This is a genomic window from Aliivibrio sp. S10_S31 (assembly GCF_014694495.1).
GTDB classification, from domain to species: domain Bacteria; phylum Pseudomonadota; class Gammaproteobacteria; order Enterobacterales; family Vibrionaceae; genus Aliivibrio; species Aliivibrio fischeri.
Window position 1 is genome coordinate 143,527 of record NZ_JAAUWR010000002.1, and the last position, 20,114, is coordinate 163,640.

Sequence of the window (20,114 nt, forward strand, 5' to 3'; positions counted from 1 at the left end):
GTTTTATTTCTAAAAAATAAGCCGTGAAGATACACGTAACTGTGAAAGCTATCAAGTTTGCAATTAAAAAAGCAAAAACTGCCTCTTAAATTGTGTGTATTTTCACCGTTAAAGACAATGAGACCTTAGTGTTATCTTTACTAAGGTCTCATCTTATTTAGCACAAATAATAATTATTTAGCTAGCAGTTGATTCATTGCACTTAAGAACTGCGACGGATCTTCTAAAGAACCTCGTTCAGCAAGCATCGCTTGGCCAAGTAACATCTCAACCCAACGGCCAAATGCTTCTTCATCAGCTTCATCTGCCATTTGTTTTACTAAAGCATGGTCAGGGTTAATTTCAAAAATGTACTTCACTTCTGGCGCAGCTTGACCTGCAGCTTCCAACAGTTTTGCCATTTGAGTACCCATTTCAAAGTCATCAGTAACAACAACCGCAGGTGTCGTTGCTAATTTGAACGTGGTGCGAACTTCTTTAACTCGATCGCCTAAATATAACTTTGTACGCTCAACAACTGACTTGAACTCTTCTTCAGTTTCTTTGTGTTTTTCTTTTTCCGCTTCATCTTCAAACTTGCTTAAATCTAAGCCCGCTTTTGTGATTGATTGGAATTGCTTACCGTCAAATTCGGTTAAGTAGCTCATTAGCCACTCATCGATACGGTCATACATCAGAACAACTTCAATACCTTTTGCTTTAAATTGTTCTAGGTGTGGACTGTTTTTCGCAGCGGCATAGCTATCAGCAGTTAGATAGAAGATCTTATCTTGTTCTTCTTTCATGCGCTCAACATAGCCAGCAAGGCCTAGAGCTTGCTCTGAACTGTCTTTTTCTGTCGTTGCAAAGCGTAATAGCCCAGCAATTTTTTCTTTATTAGCGAAATCTTCAGCTAAGCCTTCTTTTAGAACTTGGCCAAATTGCTTCCAGAAAATCAGGTACTTTTCATTGTCTTTTTTCGCCATTTTCTCAAGCATACCCAGTACACGTTTTGTACATGCACTACGTAATGATTGAGTTACTTTATTATCTTGAAGAATCTCACGCGATACGTTTAAAGGTAAATCATTTGAGTCAATTAACCCTTTAACAAAACGTAAGTACGTTGGCATAAATTGCTCAGCATCGTCCATAATAAAGACACGTTGAACATATAACTTTAGACCACTTTTATGATCACGATTCATCATATCAAATGGTGCTTTTGCCGGAATATATAGAAGGCTCGTGTAGTCATTTTTACCTTCTACTTTGTTGTGACTCCAAGTTAATGGATCAGCAAAATCATGAGAAACATGCTTATAGAACTCTTGGTATTCAGCATCTTCAATATCCGATTTACTACGAGTCCAAAGTGCTTGAGCTTTATTTACTTGTTCCCATTTACCTTCTTTATCTTTTCCTTCTTCGTCTTTTTCAACAGTCCAGATAAAGACAGGGATACCGATGTGATCAGAGTATTTACCAATCACTTCTTTTAAACGCCACTCATTTAGAAATTCTTTACCTTCTTCACGCATATGAAGAATGATATCTGTACCGCGACTTTCTTTTGTAATGTCTTCAATGGTGTAATCACCTTCACCCTCTGAGTGCCATTGAACACCTTGATCTTTTTCAGAACCTGCAGCACGCGTACGAACCGTAACCGCATCAGCGACGATAAATGCAGAGTAAAAACCTACACCAAATTGACCAATAAGTTGAGAGTCTTTACTTTGGTCTTCAGATAATTTAGAGAAAAAATCAGCCGTTCCCGATTTTGCAATCGTACCTAAATGCTCAATCACATCTTCACGGCTCATACCAATACCATTATCTGAAATGGTTAATGTATTTGCAGCCTCGTTAAAAGATAATTTAACACCAAGGTCGGCATTACCTTCATATAAATCGCCATTTGATAGCGCTTTAAAACGTAGCTTATCTGATGCATCAGAAGCATTTGAGATTAGTTCACGCAAAAAGATCTCTTTATTTGAATATAAAGAGTGAATCATTAAATGAAGTAACTGTTTTACTTCTGATTGAAATCCACGTGTTTCTTTATTAGCAGTTTGCTCACTCATCTAAAAACTCCAATATATAAGAGGTAACATTATTTACACTTACATATTGAAATAGGGTCATAAAACAGCAATTCAAGGTAAAGATATGTAAAACAGGCAGATTTTTTGCTGTTTTTTTGCTTTTTTTATAGAACAAAAATGATTAATGATAAATTTTGACATAATATAGACATTCTAAAAGTGATACTCTTTATCATATCTAAGAACTGCCACTACTGAGTTAATAACCGATGAATACAGAAAATAACAAAATTATTATTGGCGACCGGTTTCTCTTCGATCCAAACGACAATAGTCTTATTGATACACTAAATGATGATGAGATTATTCGCTTGGGTGGTAATGAAAGTCGAGTTTTAAGCCTGCTGATTCAAGAACCAGGGAAGGTTGTTAGCCGTCACGAACTACATGAGTATGTTTGGAGAGATCAAGGGTTTGAAGTTGATGATTCAAGTTTAACTCAAGCTATCTCTACATTAAGGAAGATGCTCCAAGACCCAACCAAGTTGCCTGTTTATGTAAAAACAGTACCAAAACGTGGTTATCAATTTATTTCAACAGCTGTTGCTCAAGTCGATCCAGACCAGAAAATAGAAGCTGAAACTGAACACAATTTAGAGAATACTCCGTTAAACGATTCTCTAAATAACACTTCAGTACATCAAGATGATGCTCAAGAAGCACAAACTGTGGCACCGCAACAAAACGCAACAATACATCAGCCATCTACGACTAATTCAGCACCACAGGCACATCTATCTCTTTTAGGTACAATAATGCTTATTATTGCATTTGTTTTGCCTATTCTTGCTTATGTTAATCATACGCCAAAATCAGATGCCTTTGTCCAAGTTGCTAATTATGATAATACGCCTGTTTTTGTTCCGGTTAACCACCCTAGCATCGAGCAGTGGAAACCTCTTATTGAACAATGTACAAATTTTTATAATTCAAAGCACACTGATTCATTAAAACCAATTGAAGTTATTGCCACTAGCGGTCAACCAAATCAAATTACATTAAATTATATACATAGCGAAGAGCACAGTGATCAAAGTATCAGTGTACGCTTGCTAATTGATCAAAAAGGGGTGGATAAGGTATGTGGATAAACAAAGAGCAGTTACCTCTATTCAAACGTTTATTACCCTTAATCCTGTTAACTATCTCAGTAATAGGTAGTGCATGGTTTTATTGGAAAAGCGACAGTAAAGTAGAACAGCTATTAATATCTAAAGAATGGCAAAGTATGAGCACAGTTCGAATAGACACTGACTATGAGGATATGGGCCCACTTAAACGTGCTGATATTAAATCTAACGTGGTTTATTTACCAAATAAGACCTATTCAAAGTCATCTACATTAACGATTTACAGTGGGTTAACTGATGAAATTCATCCACTAACAATCAATGTAATGGAGACTGGTAATTGGGATTACAGCGGTGATTATTTACTTATTGACCCTACTGAATTTAAAGATGTTACTGCCAGTGACAATAAAAATTTTTCAGGTTCTCAGAAAAAGCTGATTATGCGAGTTTTCAGAATGGATGCTCAACAAAGTAAGCGTGTTGATGTGGTTAATGATAAAACATTATTGCTAACGAGCTTAAATTACAGCTCTGGCATTCTATTCTCACATTAACGATGATTTCAAATTAATAAAAAAGAAGCGATTATTACGCTTCTTTTTTTATATCTAAAATATAATTATTAAATATCAATCGAATGCAAAATATTACCTTCAAAATCACATACGCTTAGCGTCTGTCCATCAAGTAACCCATAACTTGCTTTTTCCCCTTCAATACGTGGGAAGGTTGTAGAACCTGGATTAAAAATAATTTGATCTCCAACCCACTCTGCAACCGTAATATGCGTATGGCCATGAGCGATAATATCGCCTTTTTTCAATGGTGGTCGCTTATCAGCATTATAAATATGGCCATGAGTTAAAAATAATTTTTGACCCGTTGGTAATAGCACAATGTGATAATCAGACATGATAGGAAATGAAAGCAGCATCTGATCAACTTCACTGTCACAATTCCCTCTTACTGCAATGATAGAATCTGCATATTGATTTAATAATTCGGCAACCGCAAGTGGGTTGTGACCTTCAGGTAATGGGTTTCGTGGACCAAAATTAATTAAATCCCCAAGTAAAATCAGGTGATCTGCTTTTGAAGCTAGAAACGTATCAATAACACGCTGGGTTGCAGGTAAAGATCCATGCAGATCCGAAGCAAAAAATAGTTTCACGAAAGGTCCTTAAATATCGATATAATGCGAACACAAAGTATAAAGGAAATGTAAGCAAAGTTGCCAATCATTGAAGTCAATTTATACTTAGTTAGACAGATAACGAAAATATCTTGCAGGAGACGAGATGAAAATACTCATAACAGGTAGTACAGGATTAATAGGAAAGCAATTACTCGACCACCTAAAAGGGCATCACTTAATCCTTCTTACTCGAAATATAAAAAAAGCCCAACTTTCTTTAAACCACCTTGCTTTACCACATGTAGAGTTTGTTTCTGACCTGTCATCTTTTTCAAACTTCAATGATATTGATATTATTATCAATCTAGCTGGAGAGCCCATTGCCGATAAAAAATGGACAAAAAAACAAAAGAAAAAAATCATTCAAAGTCGATGTGAACTAACTCAACAGCTTTCTGAGCTTTGTCTTGCCTCTTCAACTCCACCTAGTTGTTTTATTTCTGGATCAGCTATCGGCTATTACGGCAGTCATGATAATAAAAACATAGACGAAAGCATGCAGGTATCCCTACCCGATTTTACTCATCAAGTATGTCAAGAATGGGAAAGCAAGGCACTCCGAGCCCAAAACGACAACACTCGAGTTTGCATACTGCGTACTGGCATTGTGTTATCGCAATCTGGTGGAGCACTAGGAAAAATGTTACTCCCATACAAACTCGGTTTAGGTGGACCAATCGGTAACGGTAAACAATATATGTCATGGATACATATTGATGATATGGTTTCTGCTATCTTACACCTAGTTTTTGAAGAGCAAAGCCATGGTATTTATAACATCACGGCTCCTCACCCTGTAACCAACCGCGTATTTAGCCAAGCCTTAGCAGGAACACTGCAACGCCCACATTTTTTATTCACCCCCAAATTATTAATTAAAACCATTTTAGGTGAATCCGCAGTATTGCTTTTAGATAGCCAACGTATTAGACCAAAACGTTTAGTTAATGAAGGATTCAAATTTCGCTACTCACGGATAGAATCGGCATTAAAACAACTTCTACAATAACCTCGATCCTCCGACTCTAAAGTATCATTCACTTCGAATAGACAATGTCATTGTTTATCGAAGTGAAGATAGAACTAATAATTAGTACATAGCCCTCGTCTAAAATTTAATTCGTACTCAAATTAATTTCAGAATCCCTTTATTAACTTTATTTACATTCAATCCAATCTCAATATTCAACGTGTTATTAAGTGGATACTACTGTTTATTACCTTGACTTTAAAACCATAAAAAATCAATTGGTTACACAAAATTAACTCGCATTTATGCGACTCATTTATCAATAAAATGAATTTAATAAATTATTTTACAATATGGTAACTCTTGATTATCAATCTCATTTTACTTATAGTACTAAGCAATTTTTTAATAAAGGATCTAAACATGAATCCCATACTGGAAGTTAAGGGACTGTACAAAGTATTTGGAGAAGACACTGAACGTGCATTTTCAATGATTGATAAAGGCGCAAATAAAGATCAAGTGTTTGAGAAAACGGGATTAACGATTGGGGTTAATGATGTTTCTCTTAGTATTCAAGAAGGCGAAATTTTCGTAATAATGGGACTTTCTGGTTCTGGAAAATCCACATTAGTTCGTCTTCTCAATCGACTTATCGAACCAACAAAAGGTAATGTGTTTCTCAGAGGAAAAGACATCGCCCACATTTCAGAAGAAGAACTTCGCCAAGTTCGCCGCAACAACATCTCCATGGTTTTTCAAAACTTCGCTCTAATGCCACACATGACAGTCATAGAAAATGCAGCTTTTGGTTTAGAACTCGCAGGAGTTGATACGGAAAAAAGAAAAGCAAGTGCACTAGAAGCGCTAGATAGAGTTGGACTTGGTGCCTATTCTGAATCTTATCCTGATGAACTATCTGGTGGTATGAAACAACGAGTTGGTCTTGCTAGAGCATTAGCTTGTGATCCAGATATTTTATTAATGGATGAAGCATTTTCTGCTCTTGACCCTTTAATCAGAACTGAAATGCAAGACGAGCTCATTCGCTTACAAAATGACGATAAACGCACGATAGTTTTTATCTCTCATGATCTTGATGAAGCGATGAGGATCGGCGATCGCATTGCTATTATGCAAAATGGTGAAGTCGTTCAAGTAGGCACTCCAGATGATATCCTTAATAATCCAGCCAATGACTATGTTGAAGCATTTTTCAGAGGTGTAAATGTTGCTAGCGTTTTAACGGCTAAAGATATTGCACGAAAAAAGCCTGCCGCTGTTTTTAAAAAATCAGAACATGATGGCCCAGCTTCAGCTCTTCAAATCTTAATTGATAATGATCGCGAATATGGGATTATTGTCGATAAAAGTAACCACTACTCTGGCATAGTCTCTGTCGACTCTCTTCGCGAAGCTCATAATGACCATAATTCATTAATAAGTGCTCAATTGGCAAATGGCGTCACTCTTACACCTGAACAACCAATTAATGATATTTTAGGTATTGTTGCTGACGTTCCTTATTCCGTTCCTGTCGTTGACAAAAACGGTAATTACTTTGGTGTTGTGACTAAATCACGACTTCTACAGACGTTAGATAAGGGATAAGTCATGTCAGCAAATCAAACAACAAATGATCCATGGTCACAAACTGAAACTCAATCAAGCGATCCTTGGGGTCAAGCAAGCGAATCAGCATCTTCAAATGATTGGTTAACAACAGAAACAGTAGACACTAAATCTTTTGATATTTTAAACCCATTTGAAGAAGCGGTTCTTCCTGTAGATACATGGGTTGAATCGGGATTAAATTGGTTGGTGGAGCATGGTCGTCCCCTATTTCAAGCAATACGTGTTCCTATCGACTTTATTTTAAGCTCTTTTGAAACCGCTCTTGTATCAACACCTGCGCCATTCATGTTGCTTATTTTATTTTTACTTGCGTGGCAATTTTCAAATCTAAAGCTTGGTGTATCCACTGCAATTTCACTGTTATTTATAGGACTTATCGGTGCTTGGTCACAAGCGATGACGACCCTTGCTCTGGTTATGACCTCTGTGTTCTTCTGTTTACTTATCGGACTCCCTATGGGGATCTGGCTAGCAAGAAGTCGCACTGCTGCCAAATTTATTAGACCTATCTTAGATGCAATGCAAACCACCCCTGCATTCGTTTATTTGGTTCCAATAGTTATGCTATTTGGTATTGGTAATGTTCCAGGTGTAGTCGTAACCATCATTTTTGCTCTACCTCCGGTTGTTCGTTTAACCATACTCGGTATTCAGCAAGTACCTACCGACCTTATTGAAGCTGGACACTCTTTTGGTGCAAATAAAAAACAGATGCTTTATCGAATCCAATTACCTCTAGCGCTGCCAACTATCATGGCTGGTGTAAACCAAACCCTAATGTTATCTCTGTCTATGGTTGTTATCGCATCTATGATTGCTGTAGGTGGTTTAGGTCAAATGGTATTACGAGGTATTGGACGATTGGATATGGGGCTGGCTGCCGTTGGTGGTCTAGGTATTGTTATCCTTGCCATTTTACTCGATAGAATCACTCAAGTATTAGGTGTAAACGCAGGCAATACCAAATTACGTTGGTATCAAATGGGACCTGTCGCCATCTTATTAAAAATATTTGCTCAAAAAAAAGAACCAAAACAAGAACTGAAACTTAAGGAGAAATAAGAATGATTAATTCATGGAAGAAAGTACTAACAGCCAGTATCGTTTCGACATTAGCTTTATCTACTAATGTTTGGGCTGAAAAGCTTCCAGGAGAAGGAGTTAGCGTTCAAGCTCTTCAATCAACAGTTGCTGAAGAAACATTTCAAACCTCCATTGTAAATCGTGCTCTTGAAGAACTTGGTTATGATGTACAACCAACAAAAGAAGTGGATTACAACGTTGCTTACACATCAATTGCTAAAGGCGATGCAACATTTCTTGCTGTTGGATGGTTCCCTCTTCATGCCGATAAATACACAATGTCTGGTGGAGATGACAAATTCTACCGTCAAGGCCAATACGTAAGTGGCGCAGCTCAAGGTTACTTAATTGATAAAAAAACAGCAGAGAAATATGGCATCACTAATATTGGTCAATTAAAAGATCCAAAGATAGCTAAATTATTTGATGCTGATGGTGATGGCAAAGCAGATCTTACTGGTTGTAACCCTGGTTGGGGTTGTGAAATGGTAATCGAACACCAAATTGAGACTTATCAACTTGAAGATACTGTCACGCATAACCAAGGTAACTACGCAGCAATTATTGCTGATACGATTTCACGTTATAAAAATGGCGAGCCAATTCTCTACTATACGTGGACACCTTACTGGGTAAGTGGTGTTCTAGTACCAAATAAAGACGTTGTTTGGTTAGAAGTTCCTTTCTCTGCATTACCGGGTGAACGTAAAAATGTAGATACCACATTATCAAATGGTAAAAACTACGGTTTTGAAATGAACTCTATGCGCATTATTGCGAATAAAGAATTTGCGGCACAAAACCCAGCAGCTGCAAAGTTATTTGAAATAATTAAGCTAAACATCAACGATGTGAGTGCGCAAAACATGATGATGAGTAAAGGTAAAAACAGCACTGCTGATATTGAATCTCACGTCAATGGTTGGATAAAAGCAAACCGTAATTTATTTGACTCTTGGATAAATGAAGCGAAAAAAGCAGCCATGTAATCCTTCATCACACTCCCAAAAAAGCCAATAGCATTATTGGCTTTTTTGTTTTATACGCAAAATCTCACACTCAAATTATCAATTCTATATCCCCTACTTTATACTGTTTTCTATTGTACTTATGTCAGCGAAAATAAGGTCTATATACTTATTTGGTTTGCTAATAAACATTTATAGGGATTTATGAAGCGTTCTATATTTATAACTGGCTGCTCTACAGGTATCGGATATACCGCAGCTCGCCAATTACAGCAACACGGCTTTAATGTTATCGCCTCATGTAGAAAAGAAGAAGATGTTATTCGACTTCAGAAGGAAGAACTCACTTGCTTACAACTCGATTATAATGACCCTAAGAGCGTTAGTGATGCAGTGAAAAAAATAAAAACACTAACTGATGGAAAATTATACGCTTTATTTAATAATGGGGCTTATGGGCAGGCAGGCGCACTCGAAGATCTACCTCGTGATGCCTTAAAAGAACAGTTCGAAGCTAATTTCTTTGGTTGGCATCAGTTAGTAACAGAATTACTTCCTATAATGAGAGAACAAAATCAAGGACGTATCATTCAAAACAGCTCTGTTTTAGGCATTGTTGCCATGAAATACCGTGGAGCTTATAACGCATCAAAATTTGCTATTGAAGGTTGGACAGATACGTTACGTCTAGAACTATCAGATACAAACATTAAAGTCTGCTTAATTGAACCTGGGCCAATAGAAACCGAATTCCGCGCTAACGCATTGAAAGCATTTAATAAATGGATAGATGTAGAAAATAGCCCTCATAAGGAAAAATACCTTATTCAGCAACAAAGACTCGAAAAAGAAAAGTCAGGTAGTGCGTTTGTTTTACCATCAACCGCCGTCATTCCCCCATTACTACACGCCTTAAATTCCACAAAACCAAAAGTAAGGTATCGGGTTACCTTTCCTACGTATTTATTTGCATTTCTTAAACGTATTTTACCAACAAAAATCCTCGATAAGATCTTAAATAAGAGTGATTAATGTAACTTTATACCGCCACCACTGTGTAATTTTTAATAAATACGAGAAAAAGATAAAAATGTAATATTAGTGTCATAAAGTAATCGTATATTTAATACTATCTGGTCGATTAGTGTTTTCGAGGGAAGTATGACACTAGGAAAAATTAACTGGATCTGTATGAGTGTAGCGGTTGCGGTATTCATACTGATCTAATAGTAACCTTTGCTTGCAAACAAAAAGCCACAATATATTAATATCGTGGCTTTCTTGTTTTTTGTCTCCTTGAAAATAGCCCACTAACGCCATATATCTACTAAAAGAGATAATTCTGATTTTAGGACAAGATATGCAAGCAGAACATAGCGTTGAATTGAACGAACAAAATTTCCAGCAAATTATAGAAAGCTCAGTGCAAACCCCTGTGTTGATTCACTTCTGGGCGCCAATGAGCCAAGAAAGCCTTTCTGTAATACCTGCACTTCAACAGCTTGCCCAACAATACGGTGATGCTGTTACCCTTGCCCTACTTAATTGCCAAGAACAACAAGGCCTTGCTCAACAATTTGGTGTGCAAACATTACCTACTATTGCTTTATTTAAAAATGGTCAAGCCGTAGATGGTATGGGTGGTCCTCAAACAATTGAAGCCATCCAAGATATGTTAAGCAAACACTTACCTAGTCAAGAAGAGCTTCAATTAGGGCAAGCGTTTAAGTTAGTTGAAGAGGGTGAATACCAAGCCGCACTCCCTATGTTGCTCGCTTTATTAGATCATTTTGGTGGTAATGGGCAAATCAAGCTTCATATCGCACAATGCTATATTGAAACACAGGCTTATGAGCAAGCTGAAAGCGTCTTGTCTGAAATTTTAATGCAAGATCAAGATAGTAAATATAAAGAATTAGTTGCTAAGCTTGAACTGCATAAGCAAGCAGGTAATACACCTGAAATCCAAGCATTAGAAGAAAAACACAACGCAGATCCAACTAATACAGAAGTCGCATTAGAGCTTGCTATTCAATACAGTCAAGTGAATCGCCAAGAAGAGGCGTTAGAGATTTTAATGGCGATATTAGTTAACGATCTTAATGCTCAAGATGGCCAAGTAAAAAAAGTGATGATGGATATTTTATCAGCTCTAGGTCAAGGTAACCCTATCGCTGGTAAATTCCGTCGCCAACTCTATTCTCTACTTTATTAAAGTAAGCATATAACCTGTTGTTATTTATTCTCATGACAACAGGTTAATCCTTTAATGATTGGACAGTCATTACTATCATCACCAGGACATGTATCAGCTAGATCTAATAACGTTTTCTTCATCCTTTCTAGCTCTTCTATCTTAGTTTCTATTTCTGAAACCTTTTCTAGTGTTTTTTGTTTTACATCCGCACTTCGTCTATTTGGATTATTCGATAAATTTAACAGCTCTTGACATTCATCTAAGTTAAATCCAACTAACCTTGAGCGACGGATAAGTAACAACTCATCCACTTGATGTTGTGTATATTGACGATACCCATTTGCGCCACGACTCGCCTCTTTTATTATCCCTTTACTTTCATAAAAACGAATTGCTTTTGCTGTTAATCCAGTTAATTTCGCTACTTCACTTATGTTCATACAACTCTCTTTACTTTTCTTCTTGACCTTCCATTAACTGTAAGGTTTATGATGCCTAATATCAAGATAGGTTATCGAGGTTATTATGAGTCAAGAATTCAATCTGCCTTTAGCGGGATTAAATTGTGGTCGTTGTATTGCAAAAATAGAAAAAGCATTTGCCGACAATCCGCATATACAGCAATACTCGGTAACTAAAACGGATACAAAGCTAACCACCAGTCTCTCTTATCAAGAGGTTGTTAAATTAATCACAGAGCTGGGATACTCCGTCCCTAAAGCACAAGATATCACTCTTTATTTATCTGGATTAAATTGTGGTAAGTGCGTCAATAAAACCAAAGAAGCGTTAAGTGGTTTATCGCATTCCAGTATTACGTCTATTTCAACAACACTATTGAAATTAGAAACCACTCACTCGCAACAACACATTATCGACCTCATTGAGTCTATTGGCTTTCACGCAAGTTCCGTATCACCTGCATCTGATAATCAAGAGGAACAAACGTCTCTATCTGATAGCTCAAAAACAGACAATATCAGCCATTCATCAGAAAAAACGACACAATTAATATTGTCTGGAATGACGTGTGCGAGCTGCGTATCTTCTGTTGAAAAAATCATTGCACAAAATAAAAACGTACACTCAGTGACGGTTAATCTTGCTGAACGCACCGCGCTCGTTCATGGCGATATCGATGTACCAACATTAATCAAAAGCATTGAAGACGGCGGTTATGGAGCAGAGCTAAGCGTCAGTGAAGAGCAGCGTAGAGAGCGACAAAAAGAGCAATTTCTAAAAACAACCGCGGAGCATAAAAGAAATACAATCCTATCACTAAGCATCGGCGCTCCGCTTATGTTATGGGGTGTTTTCGGTGGCAATATGCAAATATCAAATACTCACGACCAACTTGCTTGGGGAATTATTGGGATTATTTGTTTAGGATTATTACTGACGGCTGGTAGACACTTTTTTGTCAACGCATGGAAGGCCTTTACTCACCACAGAGCAACGATGGACACTTTAGTTGCACTGGGTACAGGCTCCGCTTGGTTATACTCAATGACGTTGGTTCTTTTTCCTGAGTTTTTCCCAGAACAAGCTCGTCATGTGTATTTTGAAGCAACAGCAATGATCTTAGGCTTAATTACACTAGGTAATCTCATTGAAACGAAAGCTCGAAATCGCACGTCAAATGCCATTGAAAAGTTGATCAACTTACAGCCACAAACAGCTACCGTTATTATCGATGGCCAAGAGGTTACTTTGCCTGTCGCTCAAGTTATTGAAGGTATGGTAATTAAAATTAAACCCGGAGAAAAAATCCCCGTTGATGGCACTATCTTAAGTGGTGAGAGCTATCTTGATGAAGCCATGTTAACTGGGGAGCCAATACCGAGCTTAAAATCCTTAGGTAATGCCGTACATGCCGGTACCATCAATCAACAAGGAAGCTTTACCTTTAAAACGACGAAAGTTGGTGAGCACACCATGCTCGCTCGTATTATTACCATGGTACGAAATGCACAGAGCAGTAAACCTAAATTAGCTAAATTGGCAGATAAAATATCATCAATCTTTGTTCCGAGCGTTATGATTATCGCTATTCTATCAGCACTTATTTGGTATAACTTTGGTCCAGAGCCAACATCAAGTTATATGTTAGTTGTCGCCACTACGGTTCTAATTATCGCTTGTCCTTGTGCCCTTGGATTAGCAACGCCTATGTCTGTGACAGTAGGAATTGGTAAAGCAGCTGAATTTGGTGCATTAATTAAAGATGCTGACGTACTTCAAACTGCAAGCACCATCGATACAGTTGTTGTTGATAAAACAGGAACATTAACGGAAGGAAAGCCAAGAGTAACTAAGGTAACCGTCTTCAATCAATTCGATGAAAAAGAAGTAATTTCACTCGCAGCAGCAGTCGAAGTTCATTCTGAGCATCCATTAGCTTTAGCTGTTGTGAATTATTTAAATGACAATCATTGGATACCTCTTACTAGTACAAATTTTACGGCTGAACTGGGCCTAGGCGCATCAGCTAAAGTAAATGGTAATGTCATCTTTATTGGTAACCGTCGTTACCTTGCTAAGAACAATATACCAAGTCCTGATATTTCAATTTCACCATCAGCTACACCTTTATATGTGGCTAATGAGCAAGAGTGTATCGGGGTTATTCAGGTTAGTGATGCCATTCGCTTAGATTCCAAAGCAGCCATCAAGCAATTTAACCAACTTGGTATTGATGTGGTCATGTTAACTGGCGATCGTAAAGAGACTGCTGAGCACGTAGCAAAAGAACTAGGGATCAATCAAATCATTGCTGGTGTATTACCTGATGGTAAAGCGCAAGCAATCCAAGAACTGCAAAAACAAGGCAAAAAAGTGGCTATGATAGGCGATGGTATTAATGATGCCCCAGCACTAGCACAAGCTGAAGTTGGTATTGCAATGGGCAATGGCAGCGATGTTGCAATTGAAAGCGCACATTTAACATTAATGAATCATTCCCTATTAACCGCTGTTAATGCAATTAAACTATCCAAAGCAACCATGAAAAATATGAAGCAAAATCTATTTGGTGCATTTATATACAATACCATTGGGATCCCTGTTGCGGCAGGCATTTTATTCCCATTTACTGGCATGCTTTTAAGCCCTGTGGTTGCTGGTGCTGCAATGGCTCTTTCATCTATAACAGTGGTAACTAATGCAAATAGGTTACGACTTTTTACTCCTCAATCTCAACAAAAGTAACAGGTGAAACTCATGATTAATATAGTTGGTATTTCTTTAATAGTCGCCATTGTTTATTGGTTCTGGCTTTCACCTAATTCAAAGTAAATAGTGGAATATCACCATGAAAAACGTAAAAAAAATAGCTTTCACTTCTCTTATGTTAATGAGCTCATCTGCATTTGCAGCAACCGAAGTTACTTCTTACAAATCCCCTTACTGCGGTTGTTGCACTGAATGGGAACAACACATGAAAGATAACGGTTATGACGTTACAACTGAAAAAAATGAAGACATGAGTGCGATTAAGAAAAAACTAGGTGTTGATCCTCGTCTTACTTCTTGTCATACCGCAGTCATTAATGGTTATGTATTTGAAGGTCATATTCCTGCATCTGATATTAAAAAATTTCTTGCTGATCCTCGTGACTACAAAGGATTAGCCGTTCCAGGTATGCCAATGGGCTCTCCGGGGATGGAATATGGAGATAAAAAAGACAAATACCAAGTTGTGGCGTTTAAAGAAAATGGAAAATTAGCGTTATTTAATACGCATAATAACTAGGGACTAGGGACTAGGGACTAGGGACTAGGGACTAGGGACTAGGGACTAGGGACTAGGGACTAGGGAAATAATAAACGGTGTTGAGTGATATCAATGCCGTTTTTATATCAATCACAGTAAATAAGAATAATACCAATAGTTACTTGAATGAATACAGGACTGATAAATGCAAAAAAGCCGCATCATTTCTGATGCGGCTTTCTTAAAAGTGGTCGGTGAAGAGGGATTCGAACCCCCGACCCTCTGGTCCCAAACCAGATGCGCTACCAAGCTGCGCTATTCACCGAGATGTTTAACAAAGACCTTGTCCGTGTCAACGAGGGCTATAATACTGCTCAGGATTTTTTTGACAAGTGTTTTTTTCATTTTTCAATTTGTTCGGCTATTTATTCATCAAATTAATCGAATTCATAAATAAATCATCAAAATTTGCTTAGAATTCATCAGTTACATTACTATAATCCAAATAAATATATGATCGCTCTAAGGATTATTTATGCCTCATACAGATGAATTTTCACTATTCCAAGAGATGATGGGAGACGTAAAACCCATTAAACAAGATATAGTGACACCGCTAACCTCTCCCCATAAAGCAACAGAATCTCAATTAGCACGTAAAGAGGCAGCGCAAGCATTATCAGAAACTGACCCAGACTTTCTATCTTTAGATAATGCACCATTATTACAACCTGACGATATCATTGAGTTTAAACGTGATGGTGTTCAAGATGGTGTATATCGAAAAGTTCGTCTCGGTAAATATGAAATTCAAGCACGTTTAGACTTACACAAACGCACATTAAAACAAGCTAGAGATGAAGTGCTTCACTTTTTAAAACAATGCCAGAAAATGGATGTACGCTTTGCTGTTATCGTCCATGGTAAAGGTGCAAAATCCAACCCTCCCGCATTAGTTAAAAGTCATGTTGCTCAATGGCTCCCACAAATAAAAGAAGTGATGTGCGTACATTCAGCTAAAGCACAACATGGTGGTTCTGGAGCGGTATATATTCTATTAAGAAAAAGCGTTGAAAAGAAATTAGAGAACAGAGAAAAACATCAAAAACGCAGTGCATAAAAAAAGCCTCCAAATATCTGGAGGCTTTTTATTAACCAGTAAACTTACTGTTATTTGTAAACAATTTCACCACGCGGAGCAAATTTGTTTACGTCGATTGGGCTGTTTGTTTCTAAGAAATCTTTCAACACTTCAGCATCAACGAAACCAGTATTTACATAGCCTGGGTGATCTGAGATTTTTGGATAACCATCACCACCAGCAGCATTATAACTTGGCACTGTAAAACGATATGTCTTATCTAAACGTAGTTGTTTACCACCAATAAAGACATTTGATACTTTCCCATTTTCAACGGTCATTTTAATACCAGCAAATTGCGCATAAGCACCAGAATCAACAGGTTTAGTAGCAACTACGTTAAGGTAATCTAACACTTCTTTACCCGTCATATCCGCATAAGTTACGATATTACCAAATGGTTGAACCGTTAATACGTCTTTGTAAGTTACATCACCCGCTTCAATTGAATCACGTACACCACCAGAGTTCATTACTGCAAAATCAGCTTTTGCACGAACCATATGTGATGTAGCAATCAAGCGACCTAAGTTAGTTTGTTCAAAACGAACAACATTACGATCACCTTCTAATTTGCCATTAGTTGAAGCAATCTTAACATTAAGTTGGCCTTGTCCTTTTTCTTGGAACGGTTTCAAGAAAGCAAGTAACTCTGCATCTTGTTCAATTTCATCTTCAATAAATACACGTTGTTTTTTACCATCGATATTTACTTTTTTCTTCAAGTTAACAGGAATAAGATCGTAGCTAACCATTTCTAATTCACCATTACGGAACTCAAAATCAGCTTTACCTACGTATTTACCCCATTCGTGAGCTTGAACAATCCATGTACCATTTTGCTGGTCTGGTTTACACTCATCACCCGGCTTAAAGTTTTTCTTAATTAAATTAGGGCCTTCCATGCATACAGGCTCTTGCGAGTGACCACCCACAATCATATCTAACTCACCCATATCTAAAGAACGCGCTAGTGCAACATCACCTGGAGCATTAATACCACGCTCACCATTTTCATAGTGTCCCATATGAGTTACGGCAAAAATAAGGTCAGGTTTTTCAGTTTCATTTAATTCAGCAATCACTTTTTTTGCTTCCAATTTAGGATCGCGGAATTCAAGACTACCGATGTACTCAGGGTTACCAATTTTTGCTGTATCTTCTGTTGTTAAACCAACTACAGCGATTTTGATACCTTGTTTTTCAAAGATTTCGTATGCTTGATACATACGTTCGCCAGTTTTCTTATCATAGATATTGGCAGATAACATTGGGAACTCAGCCCAATCAATTTGTTTTTGCAGTACATCCAGTGGATTATCAAATTCGTGGTTACCTAATGCAATCGCATCATAACCAATTTTATTCATGCCTTTGAAATCAGGTTCTGCATCTTGTAAATCTGATTCTGGTACACCTGTGTTAATATCACCACCAGATAAAAGAAGCACACTGCCCCCTTCCGCTTGCACTTCAGTTCGAATGTCATCGATCAACGTTTTGCGAGCAGCCATTCCATACTCACCGTATTTATTCTGCCAAAAACGACCATGGTTATCATTGGTATGCAGCACTGTGATTTTATACGTTGTATCTTCTTGCCAAGCAGGCTCAGAGGTTGTTGCACAACCAGCCAGTGTTGTTACTAATGCAGCAGCAATTGCCGCTTTTAGAGAAAGACGTTCCATCATGTTTCACCATTATTCAAAGGGGGATAAATTATGGCCAAATTAAGAGTCTTCTTCTTACTGGCCAAATAACCTGACCAAGTTTAAAAGAATTACGTCATACACTCACATTGATCTCATAAATATGTCTATTAGATCACTAAAAATTACTGATCATTATGTAAAAAAAGATAAACCACACAAGGATTTAACACCCACCAAACACGCAAACGTTTACCTTCCAAGTTAGCGTTTACTAATTAAACGAAGTCTATTCTCATTTTTTATATAAAAAACTAAAACTTGAAATATTTATTATCAATACCTCCTATAAATAGGTAAAGTTATTTCACTTTGCCCCGATAACATAATCAAAGCTTATAATAAGACCAACAAATCACAGCTTTTTTATATTAATGGATTACTTTTAATAAGATTAGGCAAAATCATGAAATTAAAACATAAGTTAATCGGTGCTAGTTTACTTGCTGTCATCATCACTGCCTCTGCTCTTACTTGGTTGGCTTCTAACCAACTGTTTGAACAAACACGCAATGGTGTCTATTCTCGTGCAGAAAGCGTTACATCAGCTGCGACAACCGGTATATCAAACTGGATAACATTAAAAGCTGAAATTGCACATGCCTTTAATGACTATAGCCAAGAAGAAGATGTTGTTTCATTCCTACAAATCAGCCGTAAAGCTGGTGGATTTGATGACATTTTCTTTGGAACACCACAAGGCGAAATGTTCCGCTCCCACCCCGAGAGAAATCGAGCAGATTACGACCCTCGTCAACGACCTTGGTATCAAGAAGCTCAACGTGAAAATAAACAGATCATCACCTCTTCTTATCAAGATGCTATCACTCAGTCTCTACTGGTAACCATTGCAGAACCTGTCTATAAAAATGGACAACTTTTAGGTGTTGTTGGTGCCGATGTTCTTATTGATCAATTAATCAATGATGTGATCAGTTTAGATGCAGGTAAAGATACCATTACGATGCTGATTGATAGCGACGGTACATTCCTAGCTCACCCAAATAAAGCACTAATCAAAAAAGAAGTGAATCGCTATTTCAGCGATATGAGCGCCCAAAGTATTCAAGATTCAATCAGCGCAAATCGCATTGAAGTTGCTAATATTAACGGCAGTGAAAAACTGGTTTATTTCTCTAAAGTACCAAATACTAATTGGACATTTGCAGTTGAAATGACAAAAGAAACAGAAGAAGCGGCTCACAGTGCCCTACTTCGTGAAATCATTTTATTAAGCATTGTGTTAACGGTAATTGTCGCTGTTGGTGTAACAACATTAGTTAATCTTTTATTTAGAGATTTAATCCGAGTATCAGACGCACTAGCAGAAATATCATCTGGTGAAGGCGATTTAACTCAACGTCTAGAACCTCATAGCGATGACGAAGTCGGTCAACTCGCCATTAACTTTAATACCTTTGTTGGTAACATGCATTCAATGGTATGTCGTTTACGTGATATTTCAGTAACACTAGCAAACCAAGCAAACTCTACGGCAGAGGGAGCGGAAGAACGTAATGTTCGTATCCAACATCAAATGGATGAAATCAATATGGTTGCAACTGCGATTAATGAAATGGCAGCAGCGACACAAGAGATTGCGGGTAATGCTGATAATACCGCTCAAACAGCTGAAGAAACCGTGACAGCATCAAATCATGGTGCAGAGCAAGTGAGCCAAAGCCAACACTCTATCGACAACCTTGCAAAAGAAGTCGAAACAGCAACTGGCGTCATTGAAGAACTTCACCATAATGCTCAGAACATCAATACGATTCTTTCAACAATCCAAAACATTGCAGAACAAACTAACTTGCTTGCATTAAATGCCGCTATTGAAGCAGCTCGAGCAGGCGAACAAGGTCGTGGTTTTGCAGTGGTTGCTGATGAAGTTCGAATTCTAAGCCAACGAACTCATGCTTCTACTCAAGAAATTCAGCAAATGATCGAAACACTGCAAGGAACAACTCAAAAAGCAGTTGGTATTATGGAAGATAGCCAGAACCTTGCAAATACAAGTGTAGAAGATGCACAATCTGCTTCAGCAAGCTTGTTGCAAATCACAAACTCAGTGACTCAAATAAGTGATATGGCAGCTCAAATTGCAGCGGCCGCTGAAGAGCAATCATCTGTAACTGAAGAGATCACACGTAATACTGAAGCGGTTCGTGATGTTTCAAACGAACTAACAGAAGAAACAAAACAATCTGTTATTCAGGCGTCTGAGCTATCTGAACTGTCAAATGAATTAAAACAAGAAATCGACCGATTTAAACTGTAAATTCATTAAACATATCCCCAAATTAAAGACAGAACGTGAATTCACATTCTGTCTTTTTTT

General features: G+C 37.6%; 16 protein-coding genes and 1 tRNA gene. 12 read left to right on the forward strand and 5 right to left on the reverse strand.

What is annotated here, in order from left to right:
- Positions 1 to 173: 173 nt before the first annotated feature.
- Positions 174 to 2,069 (reverse strand): molecular chaperone HtpG, encoded by a 1,896-nt coding sequence (gene htpG / locus HC728_RS02160; RefSeq protein ID WP_065604147.1) that lies wholly within the window; start codon positions 2,067 to 2,069, stop codon positions 174 to 176.
- A gap of 230 nt (positions 2,070 to 2,299) precedes the next feature.
- Between htpG and HC728_RS02165 the strand changes: the two genes are divergently transcribed.
- Together HC728_RS02165 and HC728_RS02170 are read left to right on the forward strand one after the other, a co-directional pair.
- Complete coding sequence (locus HC728_RS02165) at positions 2,300 to 3,181, forward strand: transcriptional regulator (protein WP_065597788.1); 882 nt, start codon at positions 2,300 to 2,302, stop codon at positions 3,179 to 3,181.
- Positions 3,172 to 3,717, forward strand: a complete 546-nt coding sequence (locus HC728_RS02170; protein WP_190395090.1) for a regulatory protein ToxS — start codon at positions 3,172 to 3,174, stop codon at positions 3,715 to 3,717. Before HC728_RS02165 ends, HC728_RS02170 begins: the two co-directional genes overlap by 10 nt.
- A 68-nt stretch (positions 3,718 to 3,785) precedes the next feature.
- Here HC728_RS02170 and yfcE read toward each other — a convergent pair whose 3' ends face one another.
- Positions 3,786 to 4,334, reverse strand: a complete 549-nt coding sequence (gene yfcE, locus HC728_RS02175) for a phosphodiesterase (RefSeq protein ID WP_017018481.1) — start codon at positions 4,332 to 4,334, stop codon at positions 3,786 to 3,788.
- A 127-nt stretch (positions 4,335 to 4,461) separates the two neighbouring features.
- Here yfcE and HC728_RS02180 point away from each other — a divergent pair, with 127 nt between their 5' ends.
- The 6 genes from HC728_RS02180 to HC728_RS02205 all read left to right on the forward strand — a co-directional run bounded on the left by HC728_RS02180 (position 4,462) and on the right by HC728_RS02205 (position 11,229).
- The gene (locus tag HC728_RS02180) at positions 4,462 to 5,367 is read left to right on the forward strand and encodes a TIGR01777 family oxidoreductase (RefSeq protein WP_065597789.1); all 906 of its coding nucleotides are present in this window, start codon (positions 4,462 to 4,464) and stop codon (positions 5,365 to 5,367) included.
- A 384-nt stretch (positions 5,368 to 5,751) separates the two neighbouring features.
- On the forward strand, positions 5,752 to 6,939 hold the full coding sequence (proV, locus tag HC728_RS02185) for a glycine betaine/L-proline ABC transporter ATP-binding protein ProV (protein ID WP_005418242.1): 1,188 nt from the start codon (positions 5,752 to 5,754) through the stop codon (positions 6,937 to 6,939).
- 3 nt (positions 6,940 to 6,942) lie between these two features.
- The gene (proW, locus tag HC728_RS02190; RefSeq protein WP_012533229.1) at positions 6,943 to 8,025 is read left to right on the forward strand and encodes a glycine betaine/L-proline ABC transporter permease ProW; all 1,083 of its coding nucleotides are present in this window, start codon (positions 6,943 to 6,945) and stop codon (positions 8,023 to 8,025) included.
- Positions 8,026 to 8,027: 2 nt separating this feature from the next.
- Positions 8,028 to 9,035 (forward strand): glycine betaine/L-proline ABC transporter substrate-binding protein ProX, encoded by a 1,008-nt coding sequence (gene proX / locus HC728_RS02195; protein WP_065597790.1) that lies wholly within the window; start codon positions 8,028 to 8,030, stop codon positions 9,033 to 9,035.
- A gap of 183 nt (positions 9,036 to 9,218) precedes the next feature.
- Positions 9,219 to 10,046 carry an SDR family oxidoreductase gene (locus tag HC728_RS02200; RefSeq protein WP_065604151.1) on the forward strand — a complete coding sequence of 276 codons (828 nt, stop codon included), beginning with the start codon at positions 9,219 to 9,221 and terminating at the stop codon, positions 10,044 to 10,046.
- Between the two features lie 328 nt (positions 10,047 to 10,374).
- The gene (locus tag HC728_RS02205; protein WP_012533772.1) at positions 10,375 to 11,229 is read left to right on the forward strand and encodes a co-chaperone YbbN; all 855 of its coding nucleotides are present in this window, start codon (positions 10,375 to 10,377) and stop codon (positions 11,227 to 11,229) included.
- A 20-nt stretch (positions 11,230 to 11,249) separates the two neighbouring features.
- Here the strand turns inward: HC728_RS02205 and cueR are convergent, their stop codons facing one another.
- Positions 11,250 to 11,651, reverse strand: a complete 402-nt coding sequence (gene cueR, locus HC728_RS02210; RefSeq protein ID WP_005418236.1) for a Cu(I)-responsive transcriptional regulator — start codon at positions 11,649 to 11,651, stop codon at positions 11,250 to 11,252.
- A gap of 85 nt (positions 11,652 to 11,736) precedes the next feature.
- Here cueR and HC728_RS02215 point away from each other — a divergent pair, with 85 nt between their 5' ends.
- Positions 11,737 to 14,418, forward strand: a complete 2,682-nt coding sequence (locus HC728_RS02215) for a cation transporter (protein WP_065604153.1) — start codon at positions 11,737 to 11,739, stop codon at positions 14,416 to 14,418.
- Between the two features lie 103 nt (positions 14,419 to 14,521).
- On the forward strand, positions 14,522 to 14,962 hold the full coding sequence (locus HC728_RS02220) for a DUF411 domain-containing protein (RefSeq protein ID WP_065597795.1): 441 nt from the start codon (positions 14,522 to 14,524) through the stop codon (positions 14,960 to 14,962).
- Positions 14,963 to 15,171: 209 nt separating this feature from the next.
- On the opposite strand, the gene HC728_RS02225 is transcribed toward HC728_RS02220, so the two are convergent.
- Positions 15,172 to 15,248, reverse strand: a tRNA-Pro gene (locus HC728_RS02225).
- Between the two features lie 210 nt (positions 15,249 to 15,458).
- Between HC728_RS02225 and smrA the strand changes: the two genes are divergently transcribed.
- Positions 15,459 to 16,043 carry a DNA endonuclease SmrA gene (smrA, locus tag HC728_RS02230; protein WP_065597796.1) on the forward strand — a complete coding sequence of 195 codons (585 nt, stop codon included), beginning with the start codon at positions 15,459 to 15,461 and terminating at the stop codon, positions 16,041 to 16,043.
- Between the two features lie 50 nt (positions 16,044 to 16,093).
- Here the strand turns inward: smrA and ushA are convergent, their stop codons facing one another.
- Positions 16,094 to 17,755, reverse strand: a complete 1,662-nt coding sequence (gene ushA / locus HC728_RS02235) for a bifunctional UDP-sugar hydrolase/5'-nucleotidase UshA (RefSeq protein ID WP_038155167.1) — start codon at positions 17,753 to 17,755, stop codon at positions 16,094 to 16,096.
- Between the two features lie 424 nt (positions 17,756 to 18,179).
- On the opposite strand from ushA, the gene HC728_RS02240 reads away from it, so the two are divergent.
- Complete coding sequence (locus HC728_RS02240) at positions 18,180 to 20,054, forward strand: methyl-accepting chemotaxis protein (protein WP_065597797.1); 1,875 nt, start codon at positions 18,180 to 18,182, stop codon at positions 20,052 to 20,054.
- Positions 20,055 to 20,114: the final 60 nt, after the last annotated feature.